Here is a 19,285-nt window from a genome sequence, read left to right on the forward strand (position 1 = left end):
AGAACCTACCGCCGGTGCCGCGAGCGGGCGGAAGGGTGCCCTTGCCATTTCGACTGCTTTCAGCAGCTATGATCAAAAACCATGTTCCATCCCTTGCGTATCGCCATCGGCGGTATCCACATCGAGTCGAGCACGTTCTCCCCGCACCTGAGCACCGCTGCCGACTTCGAGGTCACCCGCGGCGACGCGCTGCTGGCGCGATACGACTGGCTCACGCAGCCGTGGGCGGCCGGCGTCGAGTGGATCCCGCTCGTGCACGCCCGAGCTCTGCCCGGCGGTGCCGTGGAGCCGGCGGCGTACGAGGCCTGGGCTGCCGAGATCGCCGAGCGGCTCGCCGCGGCGGGCCCGCTGGACGGCATGCTGCTCGACTTCCACGGGGCGATGAGCGTCGTCGGCCGCGACGACGCCGAGGGCGACCTGATCACCACCATCCGCTCGGTGCTCGGCCCGCAGCCGTACGTGTCGGCGGCGATGGACCTGCACGGCAACGTCTCCCCGGTGCTGTTCGACGGCTGCGACCTGCTCACCTGCTACCGGACCGCCCCGCACGTCGACGTGTGGGAGACCCGCGAGCGCGCCGCGCACAACCTGGTGCAGGCGCTGCGCAGCGGGCAGCGGCCGCACAAGGCACTGGTGCACGTGCCGATCCTGCTGCCCGGTGAGATGACCAGCACCCGCGAGGAGCCGGCCCGCGGGCTCTACGCGAGGATCCCGGAGATCGAGTCCCGCGACGGCGTCATCGACGCGGCGATCTGGATCGGCTACGCCTGGGCCGACCAGGCCCGCTGCCAGGGCGCGGTCGTGGTCACCGGCACCGACGCCACGGCGGCCGCCGACGCGGCCCGCGAACTCGGCGGACACTTCTGGGCCGCCCGCGACGACTTCGCGTTCGTCGCCCCGACCGGCACCATGGACGAGTGCCTCGACGTCGCGCTGGCCGCCGACCCGGCCCGGCGGCCGTTCTTCATCAGCGACTCCGGCGACAACCCGGGGGCGGGCGGCGCAAACGACGTGACCTTCGCGCTGGAGCGGATGCTGGCCCGGCCGGAGATCCGCGACGGCGCATGCCGGGCCGTGTTCGCGTCGCTGGTGGATCCGCAGGCTGTCGCGCAGGTCGCGGATCGGCCGCTGGGCTCGGCGGTGCGGGTGACGGTCGGCGGGCGCATCGACGCCCGCGAGCCGGGTCCGCTCCTGCTGGACGGGGTCCTGGAGGCGGTCGCCGACGATCCCGACGGCGGGCGGTGCGTCAGCGTGCGCGTGGGCGGGCTCAGTGTCTTCGTCACGTCGCGGCGGATGCAGTACCGGCTGCTGGAGTCGTACGCGCGGCTGGGGGTCGCGGTCGACGCCGTGGACGTGGTCGTCGTGAAGATCGGCTATCTGGAGCCCGAGTTGTTCGACGCGGCAGGTGACTGGCTGCTGGCGCTGACTCCGGGCGGCGTGGACCAGGATCTCGCCCGGCTGCCGTACCGCAACGTGGTCCGGCCGATGTTCCCCCTGGACCGCGACTTCACCGCCGACCTCACCGTCGTGACCCGCTGATCACGTAACTCGGCTCAGCGGGTATTCGCGACTGGCTGGCGGCCCCGGAACGGCCAAGATCGCCGTTTCTGGCCGGAAAGTGAGGCAGGACCTCACATCGTGACCGGAACTGGCGATCTTCACCCAGTCTGCCCACCTACGGCCCGGGGAGAGGGTGGGACGGGAAGGTGGGCGGCGGGTCAGATGCGGTAAGGGCCCATGATGGCGGGCTGATCGGCCCGTCCGGGCGCGATCTGACTTCGGGCGCCTCGAAGGCGGCACCGTGGCCAACCGCGTCACTCCCGGCGGGTTTGCGCGCCGAGAACCGCATCGACCAGGGCCGACGGTGCCGCGAGAGTTGTCAGCTGTTCTCCGGGCAAGTTGAACCGCGTGGCAACGAATTCGGGCTCCTGCCATGAGACCACCGACCCTGGGCCGCCGTCCGCACGCACGAGGATGCGCAGCGGCAGATCGATGGCCAACTCGGGCGTAGCCAGCATGAGCGGTGTACCCGATTTCGGGCTTCCCAGGATCAACACCTGCGTGGCCGGCATATCGAGTCCGGCGTCTCGCGCGGCTCCGGCATGGTCGATGACGGCGAACACGGTCGCGCCGCGCGATTCCGCCTCCCGGCGAATGGACGCGACGGTCTGTTCGACGTCGGCGGCGCTGCGGCGAGAGACCAGGCCTGATGTCATGCTGCTCTCCCCTTCGTCCAGGCCTTCCAGTCCGCAGCCCTCCGCCCTGGCTGACGGCTTGGTCAGACAGTCGGTGAAGGGAGCGTGACGGCATACCGGCATCAGCAGATGGCGTGGCTACCTGACCAAGATCCGCCAGGCTACGAGTAGCCCACCGAGATCTGACCAGATCAAAGACATGGTATCGAGCCCGTGGCACCGGCTCGGTGTCGTCGCCATCATCGCCGTGTCGAGGAAATGCCGCCCACGGCGGGCGTCATGCGTCATTCTCCCGGCCGAGCACCGGCCCCGCCCACATGAACGAATCGCTGCGAATCTTCCATACCAGACGTACGGATGAAATTGTGAGGATCACGCCCACGAGCCACGCCGCCCACAACATCGCCGCGGTGCCGGACATGGACAGGCTCGCGAGGAAAGGCAATGAGCCGAGCAATGCCAGAACGCTGATCCCGGGGAAGGAGATGGACAGCGGATTCAGTACGGGGTAGCGCCGGGGACTTAACCGGCGCGGCTGCAACCAGGTCTCCCAGCCGAGCCCGCCTTGCACCCGCCCACTGAGCTCAGTGCTGATGTACGCGGCAATGCTGTGGCAGGCGTAACTGTGAGCCACGTGGCGTCCCGCGAGCATGTAGGTCACCAGCGGAAGAACCAACAGAACGGCCGCCTTGTCAGCACCTGACAGCGCGAGGCTGAATAACGCTCCTGCCGCAGTCAACTGAATCGACAGCAGCGATTGCTGGTTGTTGTGCCGGGCGATGATCTCCTCCCGTAATGCGGTGAATTCCGCGATGGCCCCGTCTTGTCCGGAGGATTTGTCCTCGGCCATCCTGACCTCCACTGAGGCGATTGACGATGGGCGTGACGTGCCGCCGACCTCGATGGTGCATCGACTACGCAAGCCCCGAGCTACTCGACTCGGCGGCCCGCCATGGGCTCGGGGTCCGGCACCCGAACCACTCGCTTGACCTGTACCCGTAGGTACAGGTTTACGGTCGTGACGTGCGAGTCGGTGAACTGGCGCACCGCACCGGGACCACGGTCCGGGCGCTGCGCTACTACGAAGCGGCGGGGCTGGTCGTGCCCCGGCGGCTGGGCAACGGCTACCGGGAGTACGACCCGATCTCCGTGCGCCTGGTCGAGCAGATCCGGACGCTGACCGCGCTCGGCTTCAGCGTCGAGGAGACCAGGCCGTTCGTCGAGTCGCTGAGCGACGGCGACGGCGCACACCCGGCGGCCCTGGGCACGTACCGGCGGGCGATAGCCGGGCTGGAGCAGCGGATCGAGCGGCTGAGCGGCCAGCGTGACGCGCTGCTGTCGCTGGTCGACGCCGCCGGGCACGGCGTGCCGCAGCTGACCGGCCGGGCCCTCGCGGCAAGCGACGACCCGTCGGGCCTGGTCGGCGCGCCGCTGCCCGAGCTGACGTTCCGGGCCACCGACGGCACCGCGGTCGGTCCGGCCGCGTTCGGCGGTCGCCGGGTCGTGCTGTTCGTGTACACGCTGACCAGCAGGCCGGGCGTCGCGATGCCGGACGGCTGGGACAAGGTGCCCGGCGCTCGCGGCTGCACCGTGCAGGCCTGCGGGTTCCGGGACGTGCACGCCGAGCTGCTGGCCGCAGGCTGCGACCAGGTCTACGGCCTGTCGGCGCAGCCGACCGGATACCAGCGGGAACTGGCCCACCGGCTCCGGCTGCCGTACCCGCTGCTGGCCGATCCGCGGCTGAGCCTGGCCGCGGCGCTGCGGCTGCCCACCTTCGAGGCCGCCGGAGCCGGCTACTACCGGCGGCTGACGCTCATCGTGAACGACGGCGTGGTCGAGCACGTGTTCCATCCGGTGACCGAACCGGCCCTGCACGCCGAGCAGGTGCTGCGCTGGCTCGCCGACCATCCCGACCCGAGGAGTCACATGACCGCCATCGACACCGTGCACGCCAGGGAGATCCTCGACAGCCGCGGCAACCCGACCGTCGAGGTCGACGTGCTGCTCGACGACGGCTCGCTGGGCCGGGCGGCCGTCCCGTCCGGGGCGTCGACCGGCACCGCCGAGGCCGTCGAGCTGCGCGACGGCGACTCCAGCCGCTACCACGGCAAGGGCGTGCGCCGCGCCGTCGCGGCGGTGCTCGGCGAGATCGCCGACGCGGTCGCCGGGCTCGACGGCCGCGATCAGGCAGCCGTGGACCGGACGCTGATCGACCTGGACGGCACCGCCGACAAGTCCCGGCTGGGCGCGAACGCCACCCTCGGCGTCTCCCTGGCCGTCGTGAAGGCCGCAGCGGCGTCGGCCGGGCAGCCGCTGTACCGCTACCTCGGCGGGCCCGACGCGGTAGTGCTGCCGCTGCCGCTGATGAACATCGTCAACGGCGGTGCGCACGCCGACAATCCGCTGGACTTCCAGGAGTTCATGATCGCTCCGATCGGCGCGGCGACGTTCGCCGACGCGGCCCGGATGGGCTCGGAGGTGTTCCACACCCTGCGCGCCGCGCTGCGGGCCGCGGGTCACCACACCGCCGTCGGCGACGAGGGCGGCTTCGCCCCGCCGCTGCACACCGCGGTCGAGGCTCTGGCGTTCATCCGCGCCGCGATCACCGACAGCGGCTACACCCCCGGCGTCGACATCGCGATCGCGCTGGACCCGGCAGCGTCGGAGTTCTACCGCGACGGCGCCTACCACTACCGGGGCGAGGGCCGGGTGCGCACCGTCGCCGAGCACGTCGACCACCTCGCCGAGCTGGTCGAGCAGTTCCCGATCGTGTCGATCGAGGACGGTGTCGCCCAGGACGACTTCGAGGGTTGGAAGCTGCTCACCGAGCGGCTCGGCGGGCGCTGCCAGCTGGTCGGCGACGACGTCTTCTGCACCAACGTCGAACTGCTGCGCGACGGCATCAGCCGGGGCGTCGCGAACTCGGTGCTGGTGAAGGTCAACCAGGTCGGCACGCTGACGGAGATGCTGGCCACGGTCACGGCCGCCCGGCAGGCCGGGTACAGCGTGGTGATGTCGCACCGGTCCGGGGAGACCGAGGACACCACCATCGCCGACCTGGCCGTGGCGACCGGCTGCGGGCAGATCAAGACCGGTTCGCTGTCGCGCAGCGACCGCACCGCCAAGTACAACCAGCTCATCCGGATCGAGGAGGAGCTGGGCGAACGCGCCGTCTACGCCGGTGCCCGCCACCTCGCGGGCCGCCGGGCGGCCTGACCCGGCTGAAAGACGCGCACGGGGGACGCGGGTGGCCGGCGGCCACCCGCGTCGTGCGGCGTCAGAGCGTGCGGGACAACCGGTCGGCCAGTCGGCGGGTGAACCCGGCCGGGTCGTCGAGTTCGCCGCCCTCGGCGAGCACCGCCATCGCGTGCAGCAGGTCGGCGGTCTCGGCGAGCGTGTCGTCGTCACCGCGCTCGCCGTGTGCGGCGCGCAGCTTCTCCACCAGCGGGTGCTGCGGGTTCAGTTCCAGGATGCGCTTGGCTTTCGGCAGGTCCTGGCCCATCGCCCGGTAGAGCTTCTCCAACGCCGGGGACGCGTCGAACGCGTCCGACACCAGGCAGGCCGCCGAGGTGGTCAGGCGGGTGCTCAGCCGCACCTGCTTGACCTTGTCCGCGAGCCGGGTGCCCATCCAGGCCAGCAGCCCGGCGTAGTCCTCGGCGGCGGGGGCCTGGTCGGTCTCGGTCTTCAGGTCGACCTCGCCGCGGCTGGCCGAGGCGAACGTCTTGCCGTCGTAGTCGCCGACCATGTCGACCCACATCGCGTCGACCGGGTCGTGCAGCAGCAGCACCTCGATGCCGTTGGCGGTGAACGCCTCCAGGTGCGGTGAGTTCTCCAGGGTGGCACGCTGCTCGCCGACCAGGTAGAAGATCTCCGTCTGGTCGGGTTTCATCCGCTCGACGTATTCGCGCAGCGTGCTCGGCCGGGCCGGGTCGTGGGTGGAGGCGAGCTGCACCAGGTCGAGGATCGCCGCCTGGTTGTCAGGGTCGTTGACCAGGCCTTCCTTGACGGCCTGGCCGAACTCGCGCCAGAAGCCGGTGTAGCGCTCGGGGTCCTTGGCGAGCATGTCCTTGAGGGTGCCGAGGACCTTCTTGACCAGGCGGCGGCGGATCGTCTGGATCTGCCGGTCCTGCTGCAGGATCTCGCGCGACACGTTGAGCGACAGGTCGGCGGAGTCGACGACGCCCTTGACGAAGCGCAGGTATTCCGGCAGCAGCGCCTCGCAGTCGTCCATGATGAACACGCGCTTGATGTAGAGCTGCACGCCGCGCCGGGCACTGCGCGCGAACAGGTCGTGCGGGGCGTGCGCGGGCAGGAACAGCAGCGCGTCGAACTCCAGGGTGCCCTCGGCGCGCAGGTGGATCGTCTCGACCGGGTCGGTCCAGTCGTGGCTGACGTGCCGGTAGAACTCGGTGTACTCCTCCGGCTTGATGTCGGCGGCGGACCGCGACCACAGGGCCTTCATCGAGTTGAGGGTCTCGGCCGCGTCGGCCTCGGGCTCGCGCATCCGGATCGGCCAGGCGATGAAGTCGGAGTAGCGCTTGACGATCCGCCGCAGCACAGCCGGGTCGGCGTAGTCGTGCAGGTGGTCGTCCTCGTCGGCCGGCTTGAGGTGCAGGGTGACGGACGTGCCCACCGCGGCGTCGGCGACGGTGGAGATCTCGTAGGTGTCGGCGCCGGTGGACTCCCAGCGGGTGCCCTCGGCCTCGCCCGCGCGGCGGGTCACCAGCACGACCCGGTCGGCGACCATGAAACCGGAGTAGAACCCGATGCCGAACTTGCCGATGAGCTCGGCGGTGCCGTCCTGCTTGGCCTGCTGCCAGCGGCTGACGAACTCCGCCGTCCCGGACCGGGCGATCGTGCCGATCAGCTCGATGACCTGGGCGCGGGTCATGCCGATGCCGTTGTCGCGCACCGTCAGGGTGCGCTGCTCGCGGTCGGCGTCGAGTTCGATGCGCAGGTCGCTGGTGTCGGCGTCGAGCTCCTTGTCGACCAGCGACTCCAGACGCAGCTTGTCCAGGGCGTCGGAGGCGTTGGAGACCAGCTCCCGCAGGAACACGTCCTTGTTCGAGTAGATGGAGTGGATCACCAGCTGGAGCAGCTGCTGGGCCTCCGCCTGGAACTCGAACGTCTCGACCTGACCCACCGGCATCCCCCATCCGCGTTGGCACTCTCCCTGCCGGAGCGCCAACGCAGATTTAGCATCAAGGCACCGGGTCGGGCAACTCGGCGAGCCGCCGGTGCGACGCAGCCATAATCGAATCCATGACTGCGGCCTGCGTCTACGACGGGAGTTTGACGGCCGCGCCGCTGAACTCGCAGCTGGCCGGCGTTCTGGCGGGTCTGGTGTTCGCGGGGATGATCGTCTTGATCAGCGTGCAGCCCGAGCCGTCCAGGCTGTCGAGCGGAGTAGAGCCGGGGCGGCGTACCGAGGCGCTGGTCCTGCTGGTCGGCTCCTTTCTGGCGCTGCTGATGGCCGCCTTCCTGTTCGGGGTCGCGTCGGGCGACACGGGGTGTGCTCGCGGGCGGACCGTGGCCCTGGCCGCCGGCGGCCTGCTGGGTCTCGGCGTGCTGAGCATGTTCGGCGGGCTGTGCTGGCTCATCGATCAGTACGATCATGAATCGCGGCGGGCCACCCGGGTCACCTTGTTCGCGACCTACTTCGTCGGCTTCATCGTGATCTTCTACCTGTCCGCAACCGTTCGCGACTACGTCGACGATGTGGGAGCAGAACTCGCGCAGCGGCGGCCGGACTGGCTGCCGACCGTCATCAACCGCTACTACCTGCCGGTTCTCGAAGGCATCACGGTTCTGCTGCTCCTGCGGTCGTTGGTGGGCCAATACATCAGGCGGCCGCGTACGGAGACCTCGGAGCTCACGGTGCTGGTGACCGCCTACGTGTACATCGCCGGAGTGATGATCGCCGGCGTCGTCGCCGTCCAGGCGACCCAGCTCGACCCGACCAGGCCGATCACGACGGGCTACTTCACCTTCGCGACGCTGACCTCGATCGGCGTGCCGGCCCTCGCCCTCGTGACCCAGCTGCTGGCCCTTCCGACGGGGCGCTCCGTATCGGTGGCGCCGATCCGGGCCGGCGACGCCCACGACCACGGCTAGGCACGACCGCGACGGCGCACCGGACCAGCCCGATGTTCACCCGGCCGTCAGCCGGCCGGTGCTCTGGCGTACGACGAGCTCGGCCGGGAACAGCTCGCGGTGGCCGGGCGGGACGTCACCGGACAGCAGCAGCCGCACCGCGGCGGCGGCCATCTCCTCCACGGGCAGGCGCATCGTGGTCAGCGGCGGGTTCGTGCAGATCGCGGCGACGCTGTCGTCGAAGCCGATGACGCTGACGTCCTCGGGCACCCGCCGGCCGGCGGCGGTGAGCGCCTGGACCACGCCCGCGGCCATGAGGTCGCAGGCCACGAACACGGCGTCGAGGTCCGGGTGCTGCTCCAGCAGCCGCTGCGCGGCGTGGTAGCCGCCTTCGCGGGTGAAGGTGGTGTCGGCGCTGATCTCGGCCAGTCCCAGTTGCTGGGCGGCGCGCAGGTGCCCGATGCGCCGGTCGGCGGCGCAGGTGCTGATCAGCGGGCCGTGGATCGCGGCGATCCGGCGGCGGCCGAGGCGGTGCAGGTGCGTGACCGCCGTGTACGCCCCACCGATGTTGTCGGCGACCATCGCCGGGACCATGGCCGCGGTCGGCACCAGTGAGATCACCCGGCGGCACCGGCGGTGGAACCGCGCGGCGAGCGTCGGGGTGATGTCGGACAGCACCGCGCCGAGGGTGACGTTGGCGGCGAGCTCGTCCAGCGCCTCGGCGGCCGACTCGTGGGTGAGCGCGTGCACCCGCAGTTGCGCGCCGACGCCCTCCAGCAGCGGCATCATGCCGGCCAGGACTCGGCCGTAGTACGGGTTCGAGCCCAGCCAGCCACCGGGCAGGCTGCAACTGACGGCGATCACGTCGACCACCCGCGGGCGGCCGGAGGCCAGGGCACGGGCCGCCTCGTTGGGCCGGTAGCCGAGCCGGGCCACCGCCTCCTGCACCCGCACCCGCAGCGGCCCGGACGCGCCGGGCGCATTGTTGATCACACGTGACGCCGTGGCCCGGGACACGCCCGCCACCCTCGCGACGTCATCGATCGTCGGCTTCGACCTGCTCATGTGGCCACCTGCACCCTCCGCCGCGTCACTGCGGTATTGCGACGATACGGGCGAGAGCGCTCTCACGGGAAGCTTCGTTCCGCGCCATCCGTAGAATCCCGACGGTGAACGACGGCCCGCTGGCCGATGTCGACGCCATCGCGTGGCATCGGCTCCACCACGCGTACGGCCCGGCGACGGACGTGCCAGACCAGCTTCGCGCGCTGCGCAGCCGCGACGCGGTCCGGCGGTCCGGCGCGCTGTCGGAGCTGTTCGGCAACGTCTACCACCAGGGCACCAGGTGGCAGGCCAGCCACGCGGTGGTGCCTTTACTGGTCGCGCTGGTCGAGGACCCCGCGACGCCGGACCGGGCCCGCGTGGTCGAACTGCTGCGCAGGGTCGCCGTCGGCGACCGTCGTGACGACGCGCTGCCGTTCGATCCGCGGCAGGCGTTCGCGACGGCGGACACGTTCGACGGCCCTGAGCACGACGAGATCATCCAGCGGTTCCACGCCGAGGAGGAACTGTCGGACGACGAGATCCCGGTGCTGGACGCGGCGGCGGTGCGCTGGGCAGCCGACAGCTACTTCGCGGCCGCGGCCCAGCTGTCCGCGATCACCGGCTGGGTGTCGGATCCCGACGACCAGGTGGCGGCCCAGGCCGCTGCCCTGGCCGCCTGGTTCGAGCCCACCGACGCCCTGGTGTCCGCGCTGATCGCGGTGCCCGAGCACCGGACACGGCCGAGGACGAGCGCGAACCTGGCGCTGGCGCACACGCCCAGTTCGGACGTACGCGTCGACCGCAGGCTGCGCGAGCTGGCCCTGTCGGGCACCGCGACGGTCGCCGTCACCGCCGCCGTCGCCTCGGCCTACCGGGACGGGCAGGCGCTGTCGGAGCAGGCGCTGTCGATCCTGGTCGAGGCGTCCGACCGGGACCACCTCGAAGGAGTTCCGGGCTGGGACCGGGCCCCGCGCGGATTCGTGATGCTCGCGCTGCAGCGCCTCGACCTCGGGTGACCGCCTCGGCGCGACCGCCGCAGGCCTACCTGGCGGCCGCGACGTCGTCCGCGCTCCACCCCACGAACTGGGCGATGTCCTCGTCCGTCGTCTTCAGCAGGTCCACCCAGTCACGCAGCGCCTCGGCGAGGCTGTGCGGGATACCCGGGTTGTCGGGATTCACCGGATGCCGCACGACGTTGTCGATGTGGAGGAACATGCCGTCGGGGTCCAGCTGCTCGAACACCTCGTCGTCAGGGTCGTCGTCGCCACTGGCGATGACCTCGCCGGTGAGCCAGTCGGTGTACATCCAGCTGCTCTGGCCGGTCTGCCCGCCGTCGATGATCCGGTGGCCGACCGCTTCCAACTTGCCGATCTCGTCCGCGAGCCTGCTCTCCGCCTCGCGCTGCGAGACCAGATAGCGACGGACGTACTCCTGCGCCAGGTCCATGAACCCCATCCTCCGTGGAACGGCGTCGACGCTGCCCCGCCGAACACGGGCTACAGACTGCCCGGTCGCCGGCCCTTCGCCAAGGAAACACGCCGTCAGCGGTCAGCCCGCCGCCGACGACGAACTGCCGGGCCAAGGCGTCATCCGTGCGCCTGTTCGGCGTGCAGGATCACGATCCGCTGGTCCTGCCTGCAGCGACGTGCGATGGCGTCGCGCTCCGGCACCGACGCGACGTAGACGGTCAGGTCCGACAGCCGCTCGGCTGCCTCGTCGGTGATCCTGCCCGCGATCGGGCAGACCACGGCGTAGGGCCGCCCGGCGGCGATGAGGGTCACGCCCATCGCGTGCTCGACGTCGCCGGGCAGAGCCCAGGGCCGCTGTCCGGTCGCCGACTCGACTGCTCGGACGGCGACCGGCGTCAGCAGCGTCTGGCGTCGGCGTAACGCGTCCCGGTTGGCGGTGCGCCGCTCCTCTTCCGACTGCCGTCGGCGCGACTCGGTCTCCCTGCGGCGGCGCTCCCGGTCGCGTTCGCCTGCGGCCTGTTCGTCCAATGCCCGGTTCGCCGCCGCGATGGCGTCGGCTTGCCGCAGGTAATACGAGCTGGTCCAGACATGTGCGGGAGGGTGTTCGGGCTCGTGCGCGACGGGTGGCGGCGGTGCGCCGTCACCCGTCCAGGTGATCGCGTCACGGCAGACGAGCGCGACGAACTTGTCCAGCGGCAGCGTGGCCGCCTCCCAGACACCGTGCCCGGGGCAGGCCGGCGGATCGGCCAGATCACGCAAGCGCACGCACGGCTTCGCGGTGTCGCAGCGGGTGGCGGCGAAGCGGGCCACCGGCCCGGCGACGGTCAGGTCGTGCCCGTCCGCTTCGACCACGACGTTCGGCACACCGGCGGAGGCGGGCCGCATGAAGATCCACACGACCTCGACCCGATCGAGTGCGTAACGGGCCGTGCGGTCGGCGGTGTCCGCGTCGTGCTGATGAGCCAGTTGCACCTCCCAGGCGACCGCCCGGTCTCCGGTCGGCGAGGTGGCCAGCACGTCGGCCCGCCAGGCTCCGTCCGGCGCGGCGGCCTCGAGCCGCGCATGCCAGCCCGCCAGGCGAACCGCCGCGGCGACGGCGCTCTTGAGCAGGCGATGCTCGATGGTCTCGCCGTTGAGCGGACACGGTCGCCCGGCGCTGTCGTGGGCGAAGAATCGCAGGCCGAGCCGGGACACCTTCGCGTGGACCGCGCCGGAACAGGCCGGGCAGGTCAGCTCGGCGCGCGGCCTGACCCGGTACACGTCGTGCCAGGACACGCCTCGCCCGAGATCTGCCTGCGTGGCATCCAGTGACCCGCCCAGCCCGAGCGCGACTAACGGCATATCGATGATCATGCCGGTCGGCGGGGGCCGGCGCCACCTCATTCCGCCCAGCGGCAGCCCGCAGGTGAAGATCCTTCATTGTGCGGCACATTTTCCACCGATGACTCCAAATCAGCTCATAACATCGAAGGGTCGGCGACGCAGCTCCGGACAATCGACCGTGCGGCTGCCGCACGACGGAACAGGGGTGAGGGCAGTGGACCGCAGTCAGCGCACCGGGACGGCCGCCGCGCGGGTGGCGACGTCATGACCGCCGTCGACACGGCCGCCGCCGCACCGCCCGCCACCGGTGCGGTCTCGCCGTTCCCGCCGATCGCCGAGTACGCGTTCCTGTCGGACTGCCACACCGGCGCGCTCGTGGCCGCCGACGGCTCGGTCGACTGGCTGTGCGTGCCCAGCTTCGACTCCCCCAGCGTGTTCGGCGCCCTGCTGGACCGGGAGGCGGGCACGTTCCGGTTCGCGCCGTACGGCATCGCCCACCCGACCGCCCGCTACTACCGTCCCGGCACCAACGTGCTGGAGACGACGTGGCGCACCCCGTCGGGCTGGCTGCTGGTGACCGACGCCCTGATCGTCACCGGGCGCACCGGCGCCTGCGAGGTCACCCCGCACACCCGCCCACCGGCCGACTACGACGCGGCCCACCTGCTGGTCCGCACCGCTCGATGCCTCAAGGGCGAGGTCCAGCTGGAGGTGATCTGCGAACCGGTGTTCGACTACGGCCGGACCCCGGCGACCTGGTCGCTGGCCGACGGCGACTGCTCCGCGGCCGTGGCCGACGGCGCCGGACGGTCCCTGCGGATGCACTCGGACCTGGCCCTGGGCATCGAGGGCGGCCGGGTCCGCGGCCAGCACGTCCTGCGCGCGGGCGAGAGCGCGTACTGCCTGCTGTCGTGGGGCGCCCCCGGCAGCATCCCGTCCGACGCCGAGCGCGCCCACGCGATGGTCGAGGAGACCACCGACTACTGGCGCACCTGGCTGGCCGGGGCGCGGGTGCCCGACCACCGCTGGCGGGATCCGCTGCAACGCTCCGCGCTGGTCATCAAGGGCCTGACCTACATGCCCACCGGCGCGACCGTCGCCGCGCTGACCACCTCGCTGCCGGAGACCCCGGGCGGCGAGCGCAACTGGGACTACCGGTACACCTGGATGCGCGACACCACCTTCACCCTCAAGGCGCTGCACTGGCTCAACCTCAACTGGGAAGCCGACGAGTTCATGCAGTTCGTCGCCGACGTCGAACCGACCGAGGACGGCTCACTGCAGATCATGTACGGCATCGACGGCCGTCGCGATCTACCGGAGAGCACCCGGGACGACCTGTCGGGCTACGACGGCGCGCGGCCGGTACGTGTCGGCAACGGCGCCTTCGACCAACGGCAGAACGACGTGTACGGGGCGGTGCTGGCCTCGATCCTGCTGCACACCCGGCACAGCCGCCGGCTGCCCCGGCGGCTGTGGCCGATCGTGCAGTCGCAGGCCGAATGCGCCACGAAAGTGTGGCGGCAGCCGGACCAGGGCATCTGGGAGGCCCGCGGCGAGCCGCAGCACTACGTGTCGTCGAAGCTCATGTGCTGGGTCGCCCTGGACCGGGCGGCGACGCTGGCGGAGATCCGCGGCGACGGCACCCAGGCGGCCGCCTGGCGGGACACGGCCGAGCAGATCCGCGCCGACATCCTCGCCCACGGCGTCAGCGAGCGCGGGGTGCTGCGCCAGCACTACGCCACCGACTCCCTCGACGCGTCCACGCTGCTCGCCGTGCTGTTCGGGTTCCTGCCCATGGACGACGAGCGGTTGCGCAAGACCGTCGACGCGATCGCCGAGGAGCTGACCGACAACGGGTTCGTGCTGCGCTATCGCACCGACGAGACCGACGACGGCATGAGCGGCAAGGAGGGCACGTTCCTGATCTGCTCGTTCTGGCTGGTGTCGGCGCTGGCGGCGGTCGGGCGGACGCAGCATGCCCGCGATCTGATGGAGCGGCTGCTGGCGGTGGCGTCGCCGCTGGGGCTGTACGCGGAGGAGTTCGACACCGCCAACGGCCGGCATCTGGGCAACTTCCCGCAGGCGTTCTCGCACCTGGCGCTGATCGAGGCCGCCGGCCGGATCATCCTGGCCGAACTGATGCAGGAGATCTGACCGGTCAGGAGGCCGGGGCCAGGCCGGTGGAGCGGGCGAACAGGTCGAGGCGCTGGACGAGGTTGGTCTTGAGCGGCGGGCACGGCGGCTTGCCCTCGCCCCACAGTTTCGGGCAGGCGCCGCCGCACACCGGCAGCAGGCGGCAGCTGCCGCAGCCGGTGCGGTCGGCGTCGATGGTGTCGTACCAGTCGTCGAACGCTCCCGCCGGGCGCGGCGCGGCCGGGTCGAGTTCGGTGAGCGTGCCGACGTGCTGCTCGGTGAACCCGGGCACCAACGGCTGCTCGGTGCAGCTGTAGACGCGGCCGTCCGGGGCGACGACCTCGCTGTGCGCGGTGACCGCGGTGCACACCACGGGGCGGGTGGTTGCGGGCAGCAGCCCGCAGTTCAGGCCCGCCTCGACGTAGGCGGTGTACCAGTCGAGCTCGACGCGGGCCTGCTCGGCGCGGTCCAGCGCGACGTCGCTGACGTCGTTGCCCCAGGAGTGGATCGGCGCGGGGTAGAAGCTGACCCGCGAGTGGGCCAGCCCGGCCGCGGCCATGCCCGCCGCGAATTCCCTTGCCAGGCCCGCGTTGTGCACCCCGACGTTGGTGCGGATGCTGAAGGTCAGGCCGGACAGGTCGGGATCGGACAGGGCTCCGGCGACGGCGGCGACGATCCGGGTGTACGACCGCTGCCCGCTCTTGAGCGGACGGGAGGCCTCGTGCTGGTCGGGCGGCCCGTCGATGGTGACCTCGATCTGCGTTACGCGGCAGTCCAGGTGCAGCGCGCGCAGCTTGCGGGCGTCGAGCAGCGCGCCGTTGGTGACCAGTTTCGCCGAGTACGCCACACCGTGGCGCGCCGCGTCGGCGATGAACCGGGCCGACAGCGCCCGCAGCACGGCGTACCCCATCAGGGGCTCGCCGCCGAACCAGCGCACGTGGACGGCGTCGTAGCGGCCGCCGGCCATGGCCCGCTCGGCCCGCTCGACCAGCGCGTCGCGGTGCCGCCCGGGTTCTACTTCCGCGCCGCGCCGATGCTCCTGCCCGCAGTAGTCGCAGCCCATGTTGCAGTACGCGGTCGGCATCACCACGAACTGGCGCTGCCGCGCGTCGCGCACCGCGGCCCGGGACGCGGCGATGACCGCGCCGGCCTCGTCGGTCCCGGCGGGCACCAGCAGACCCAGTTGCGCGAGCCGGTCCAGCGCCGCGGCGTCCAGGCGCTCCTGCGGCGCGTCGCCGCTGAGCACGTCCACGATGGACGATTCGAGCAGCAGGGCTCGGGCGGAGGCGGTGTGGTAGACCGCGCGCACCGGCCGCCCGATGCGGTGCTGGTAGGTGCTGTCGCCGAAGGCGAGGTAGCGGCTGGGGACGAGCGTGACCATGGCGGGGCCTTCCGTCAGCGGTTCGGGACCTGTCGAGGCTGTCGTCGCGGTGCGGGGTGTGGCAGACGGCGACGGGCGGGTGCTGCGGCACCCGCCCGTCTGCGAAGTTCTGTGGCCCGGTCCGGCGTCAGCACACGCCGCAGCCGAAGTTCGGGCCCGGCACCTCCGGCAGGTCGCCGAACGCGAGCACTTCGATGATCGCTGTGCTGTGCTCCTGGGGGACGGCCTGGTCGGTGTCCGGGGAGGCGGCGGCGATGCCGGGCGAGGCGACGACCGCGAGGGCCGCGGCGGCGAGCACGGTCGAGAGGCGGTTCCTGGGCATGGTGATCCCTCCAGCTGAGGTTCCGGCTTGTATTTAAAGATTACGATGCGCTAATCTCGACATTCAAAATAATCTGAGCAACAAAACTCTGTCAAGCGTTGGTGTATAGTCGAACCGTTGGTATGAGTTGAACGGGAGGTTCTGGCCGTGACTGAGTTAGTGCCGCGGCGGGTCATCGATGATGTGGCGACGCTGAAGGCGCTCGCCGATCCGATCCGCATGGCGATATTGGAGCTGGCGATGGCCGAGCCGGCGCGCACGTGGACGGCCAAGGAGTTCGCCGGCATCGTCGGCATCTCCCCCACCAAGATCTACTACCATCTCAACCTGCTGGAGCAGCACGGTCTCGTCCAGATCAGAGACACCCGTGTGGTCAACGGCATCATCGAGAAGCAGTACGGCGCGGGCCAGCTCGACCTGCGGTTCAGCCGGCGCACCGAGAACGACGGCGAGAGCCTGCGCGCCGCCGTGGGCACCCAGTTCGACATCACCCGCGACGAGATCGACCTCGGCCTGGCCGCGTCCACCATGTCCATCGACGCCGACGCCGCCGAGACCGAACGGCTGCTGGTCAGCCGCTCGGTCGCCAGCATCGAGGAGAGCCAGATCGCGGAGTTCCGCGCCGAACTGCTCAACCTGATCCGCAAGTTCGAGAAGAGCGCCGGTTCGGGCCGCCACCCGTTCGGCATGCTGATCGCGCTGCACCCGGCCCGGAGCGAGTAACCGCTCCCCCGTAAGCCCGCCGGCATCCGGCGACCCGCACAGTGCCGTTACCCCGCCCCTGACCGGCGGGGTTTTCGGCGTCTACACCCCGGGGTCGCCCGCGGCCGGGAAGTCCCAGCGCAGCGCGGCATACCGGGCCTGGTACTGCCGCTCCCGGCGGTTCTGCGCGGTGCGGCGCACCACCACCCCCACGAGGTTCTCGGTACGCAGGATCTTGAGGTGGTAGTGCATCAACGTCACCGGAACACCGGTGCGTTCGGCCAGGTCACGCACGGAGAAGCTCTCCTGTGGATGGTCGAACAGGATGGTCAGCACGGCCAGGCGCACCGTGTCGCTGACCGCGCGCAGCTCGCTCACACCGGCGATCCTGCGCAGCCGTGGCGCGGGGTCGGACATGAGGTGTGCCTCCCGTCAAAGGTGCGGCGCGCGCTCGGATGTGCCACACTGTCTGCAAGCGATGCCCCCGGTCCTCCCTGACGGTCGGGGGCTTCATCGCGTCCGGGCTTGTTCTCCGCGGGCCCGGCGGGCCGGACCCGCGGGTCTCAGCCGTCCGGCGAGCGCCGCTGCCGCCCGATCGGCAGCAGGTAGACCGCCACGTTGTCGATGCCGTCGAGCCCGAACACCTCGTGCGCGACGTCGTCGTAGAAGCCGCCGATCATGCCCAGCGACAGCCCGGTCGCCGCGGCGACCAGCGACAGGTTCTGCGCCAGGTGCCCGGCCTCGGCCGTGCCGAACCGCAGCGCGCGCATGCCGTAGCGCGGCCGCAGCCGCCCCAGCTCGACGTAGAGGGCCAGCATCGCCGGCATCGCCGAGATGTCGATCCCCTCGTACGCCGAGGCGTGGTCGGGCTGGAACCACATCGACGTGGCCAGCAGGTCCACGTCGGACGGCGCACCGCCCATCCACCACAGCGTCCGGTCGACCGGGTCGACGTGGTAGCAGCCGGGTTCGACCCCGGCCACGTCGCGGACGACCAGGCGCAACTTGGCCACGTAACGCGCACCCGCGCTCGGATACGGCCGGTGCCCGAACCGGTAGGGCGTGCCGTCGGGCAGCGTGATCTGCTCGTGGTGCGAGATCGCGTGCGCGCTCCACAACAGCGTGCCCAGCTCCTCGGCCTGCAGCGGGCCGGTCAGCGCGCCCCGGGCGGAGCGGCGGGTGCGCAGCACGTCGGCCAGCGGCAGCCGCGGTGCCTCGTGCGAGGGCAGCGGCACCGGCGGGCGCATGGCGCGCATCCGGAACGCGGGCGGGCCCTCCACCTCGCGGGGCGTGTGGTCGCTCGCGCCGCCCAGCAGGAACTTGCTGGCCTCGTGGTAGCGCCGGTCGGGCGCCTGCGCACCGTCGTCGAAGAACGGGGCCAGCCCTTCGGGGGCCAGCGCGGTTCCGGCGACCAGCCAGCACACCGAGCGCTCCTCGTCGGGGGTGATGCCCAGGCGGTTGAACAGCATGTGCAGCTGCGACGCCCATACGCCCAGCCAGCGCCCGGGGGTCGCACCGGGCTCCAGCTCGGCCAGCCGCGCGTTGGCCTCGCGGACCACCCCGGCCCAGGCGGTGACCGGCGAACGCCGGCCGTCGGGGTCGGCGGTGATCGCCGCGGCGGTGCGGGCCCAGCGCTGGTTGAGGGTGGCCGCCTGGGTCGCCAGCACCTTCGACGTGCGCTCCTGCATGAGCGCGGTCGGCAGCATGGCGACCTCGGTGTTGAAGCGCCAGGCTCCGGCGTGGATGCGCAGCCAGCGGGCGGTGCCGAGCCGGTCCAGGCCGAGCGCCATCGCGGTGGCGATGGTGAGTTCGGTGGCCGCGGCCAGCCGCGCCCGCGGGTCGGCGGTGGCGGCGACGACGCGGGTGGCGACCTCGGTGCTGCGGCAGAACACGTCCTCGGCGATCGGCAGCGCGGCGGCGCCGCCGTAGCGGGGCGTCTCGGCGACGTAGGCGATCTCGCACACCTCGCCGTGCTCGTGCCAGCCGGCCTGCGACTGCGCGGCGGGCCCACCCAGCGCCTGGTAGTAGGTGCTGCCGTCGAGCGCCGCCGGAGTGAACGGGGCCTCGGCCAGCAGCCGGCCGAGCTCCTCGCGCAGCCACTCGCCGGTGGACTCGTCCGCCCCGCGCAGGCGCAGCCGCAGGTGCGGGCCGCCCTCCCAGTAGCGGATGTAGAACCAGTCGGCGATGCGGTGCTCGCGGCGCAAGCGGTCCAGCAGCGGCGTGACCGTGCGGCACAGGAAGTCGTCGAGGTCGCCCGAGGGCCAGTAGGCGAAGCAGTGCAGGCTGCGCCACACGCGGGCGTCGCTGTGCCGGTCAAGGGTGGCGGCGGTCATGGCATGCCTCCGTGGATACTCCGGCCTTCAAGCTGAAGAGGAAACGGACCTCCTGCGGAGCAGAGCAGAAGTCGGTTCGCCGCCAGGGCGAATCCGGCATCCGCCGGTGTCGCGGGAGTGAACAGGTGTGCTAATTTATTGCGGCCTGGCCGGCGAAAACCAAGCCGGTCGGGCCTACCGCTGGGCTGGCGGGAAGTCAGGTCTGTGGAGCCTGTGTAAGACCGATGGGCGGTACACCGCTCCTTGCTGGTAACCCAGGTCGGCAATGGGCTGTGAAGCAGAAAGTT

16 protein-coding genes and 1 pseudogene are annotated in these 19,285 nt (G+C 71.2%); 7 read left to right on the top strand and 10 right to left on the bottom strand.

What is annotated here, in order from left to right; translation table 11 throughout:
• Positions 1-81 precede the first annotated feature (81 nt).
• Positions 82-1,539: a M81 family metallopeptidase gene (locus tag AB0B66_RS11670; protein WP_360526837.1), complete on the top strand. Its 1,458-nt coding sequence runs from the start codon at positions 82-84 to the stop codon at positions 1,537-1,539.
• A gap of 275 nt (positions 1,540-1,814) precedes the next feature.
• Here AB0B66_RS11670 and AB0B66_RS11675 read toward each other — a convergent pair whose 3' ends face one another.
• Entirely contained in the window at positions 1,815-2,216 is a 402-nt protein-coding gene (locus AB0B66_RS11675; RefSeq protein WP_360526840.1) for a DUF302 domain-containing protein, read from the bottom strand.
• A gap of 256 nt (positions 2,217-2,472) precedes the next feature.
• Complete coding sequence (locus tag AB0B66_RS11680) at positions 2,473-3,045, bottom strand: hypothetical protein (protein ID WP_360526843.1); 573 nt, start codon at positions 3,043-3,045, stop codon at positions 2,473-2,475.
• 173 nt (positions 3,046-3,218) lie between these two features.
• Between AB0B66_RS11680 and AB0B66_RS11685 the strand changes: the two are divergent.
• A pseudogene (locus AB0B66_RS11685) lies at positions 3,219-4,049 on the top strand (MerR family transcriptional regulator); the annotation flags it as partial.
• Positions 4,050-4,121: 72 nt separating this feature from the next.
• The gene (eno, locus tag AB0B66_RS11690) at positions 4,122-5,411 is read left to right on the top strand and encodes a phosphopyruvate hydratase (RefSeq protein ID WP_360527232.1); all 1,290 of its coding nucleotides are present in this window, start codon (positions 4,122-4,124) and stop codon (positions 5,409-5,411) included.
• Between the two features lie 61 nt (positions 5,412-5,472).
• On the opposite strand, the gene htpG is transcribed toward eno, so the two are convergent.
• A complete protein-coding gene (gene htpG / locus AB0B66_RS11695) occupies positions 5,473-7,344 on the bottom strand; it encodes a molecular chaperone HtpG (protein WP_360526846.1) in 1,872 nt (623 codons plus the stop codon).
• A gap of 113 nt (positions 7,345-7,457) precedes the next feature.
• Between htpG and AB0B66_RS11700 the strand changes: the two genes are divergently transcribed.
• Positions 7,458-8,309 carry a hypothetical protein gene (locus AB0B66_RS11700; RefSeq protein WP_360526849.1) on the top strand — a complete coding sequence of 284 codons (852 nt, stop codon included), beginning with the start codon at positions 7,458-7,460 and terminating at the stop codon, positions 8,307-8,309.
• A 36-nt stretch (positions 8,310-8,345) separates the two neighbouring features.
• Here the strand turns inward: AB0B66_RS11700 and AB0B66_RS11705 are convergent, their stop codons facing one another.
• Entirely contained in the window at positions 8,346-9,353 is a 1,008-nt protein-coding gene (locus AB0B66_RS11705; RefSeq protein ID WP_360526852.1) for a LacI family DNA-binding transcriptional regulator, read from the bottom strand.
• 104 nt (positions 9,354-9,457) lie between these two features.
• Between AB0B66_RS11705 and AB0B66_RS11710 the strand changes: the two genes are divergently transcribed.
• Complete coding sequence (locus tag AB0B66_RS11710) at positions 9,458-10,348, top strand: hypothetical protein (protein ID WP_360526854.1); 891 nt, start codon at positions 9,458-9,460, stop codon at positions 10,346-10,348.
• A 25-nt stretch (positions 10,349-10,373) separates the two neighbouring features.
• Here the strand turns inward: AB0B66_RS11710 and AB0B66_RS11715 are convergent, their stop codons facing one another.
• The gene (locus AB0B66_RS11715) at positions 10,374-10,778 is read right to left on the bottom strand and encodes a hypothetical protein (protein WP_360526857.1); all 405 of its coding nucleotides are present in this window, start codon (positions 10,776-10,778) and stop codon (positions 10,374-10,376) included.
• A gap of 140 nt (positions 10,779-10,918) precedes the next feature.
• Positions 10,919-12,142 carry a hypothetical protein gene (locus AB0B66_RS11720; RefSeq protein ID WP_360526860.1) on the bottom strand — a complete coding sequence of 408 codons (1,224 nt, stop codon included), beginning with the start codon at positions 12,140-12,142 and terminating at the stop codon, positions 10,919-10,921.
• A 246-nt stretch (positions 12,143-12,388) separates the two neighbouring features.
• Between AB0B66_RS11720 and AB0B66_RS11725 the strand changes: the two genes are divergently transcribed.
• A complete protein-coding gene (locus AB0B66_RS11725) occupies positions 12,389-14,281 on the top strand; it encodes a glycoside hydrolase family 15 protein (protein WP_360526863.1) in 1,893 nt (630 codons plus the stop codon).
• A gap of 4 nt (positions 14,282-14,285) precedes the next feature.
• Here the strand turns inward: AB0B66_RS11725 and AB0B66_RS11730 are convergent, their stop codons facing one another.
• Positions 14,286-15,641 (bottom strand): radical SAM protein, encoded by a 1,356-nt coding sequence (locus AB0B66_RS11730; protein WP_360526866.1) that lies wholly within the window; start codon positions 15,639-15,641, stop codon positions 14,286-14,288.
• Between the two features lie 127 nt (positions 15,642-15,768).
• Positions 15,769-15,963: a hypothetical protein gene (locus AB0B66_RS11735; RefSeq protein WP_360526869.1), complete on the bottom strand. Its 195-nt coding sequence runs from the start codon at positions 15,961-15,963 to the stop codon at positions 15,769-15,771.
• A gap of 147 nt (positions 15,964-16,110) precedes the next feature.
• On the opposite strand from AB0B66_RS11735, the gene AB0B66_RS11740 reads away from it, so the two are divergent.
• Positions 16,111-16,686: a winged helix-turn-helix domain-containing protein gene (locus AB0B66_RS11740; protein ID WP_360526872.1), complete on the top strand. Its 576-nt coding sequence runs from the start codon at positions 16,111-16,113 to the stop codon at positions 16,684-16,686.
• Between the two features lie 81 nt (positions 16,687-16,767).
• On the opposite strand, the gene AB0B66_RS11745 is transcribed toward AB0B66_RS11740, so the two are convergent.
• Positions 16,768-17,082 (bottom strand): winged helix-turn-helix domain-containing protein, encoded by a 315-nt coding sequence (locus AB0B66_RS11745; RefSeq protein WP_360526875.1) that lies wholly within the window; start codon positions 17,080-17,082, stop codon positions 16,768-16,770.
• A gap of 146 nt (positions 17,083-17,228) precedes the next feature.
• Positions 17,229-18,998: a thiopeptide-type bacteriocin biosynthesis protein gene (locus AB0B66_RS11750; protein WP_360526878.1), complete on the bottom strand. Its 1,770-nt coding sequence runs from the start codon at positions 18,996-18,998 to the stop codon at positions 17,229-17,231.
• Between the last annotated feature and the right edge of the window lie 287 nt (positions 18,999-19,285).

Origin of the sequence: Catellatospora sp. NPDC049111, assembly GCF_040648615.1 — a bacterium.
GTDB classification, from domain to species: Bacteria; Actinomycetota; Actinomycetes; order Mycobacteriales; family Micromonosporaceae; genus Catellatospora; species Catellatospora aurea.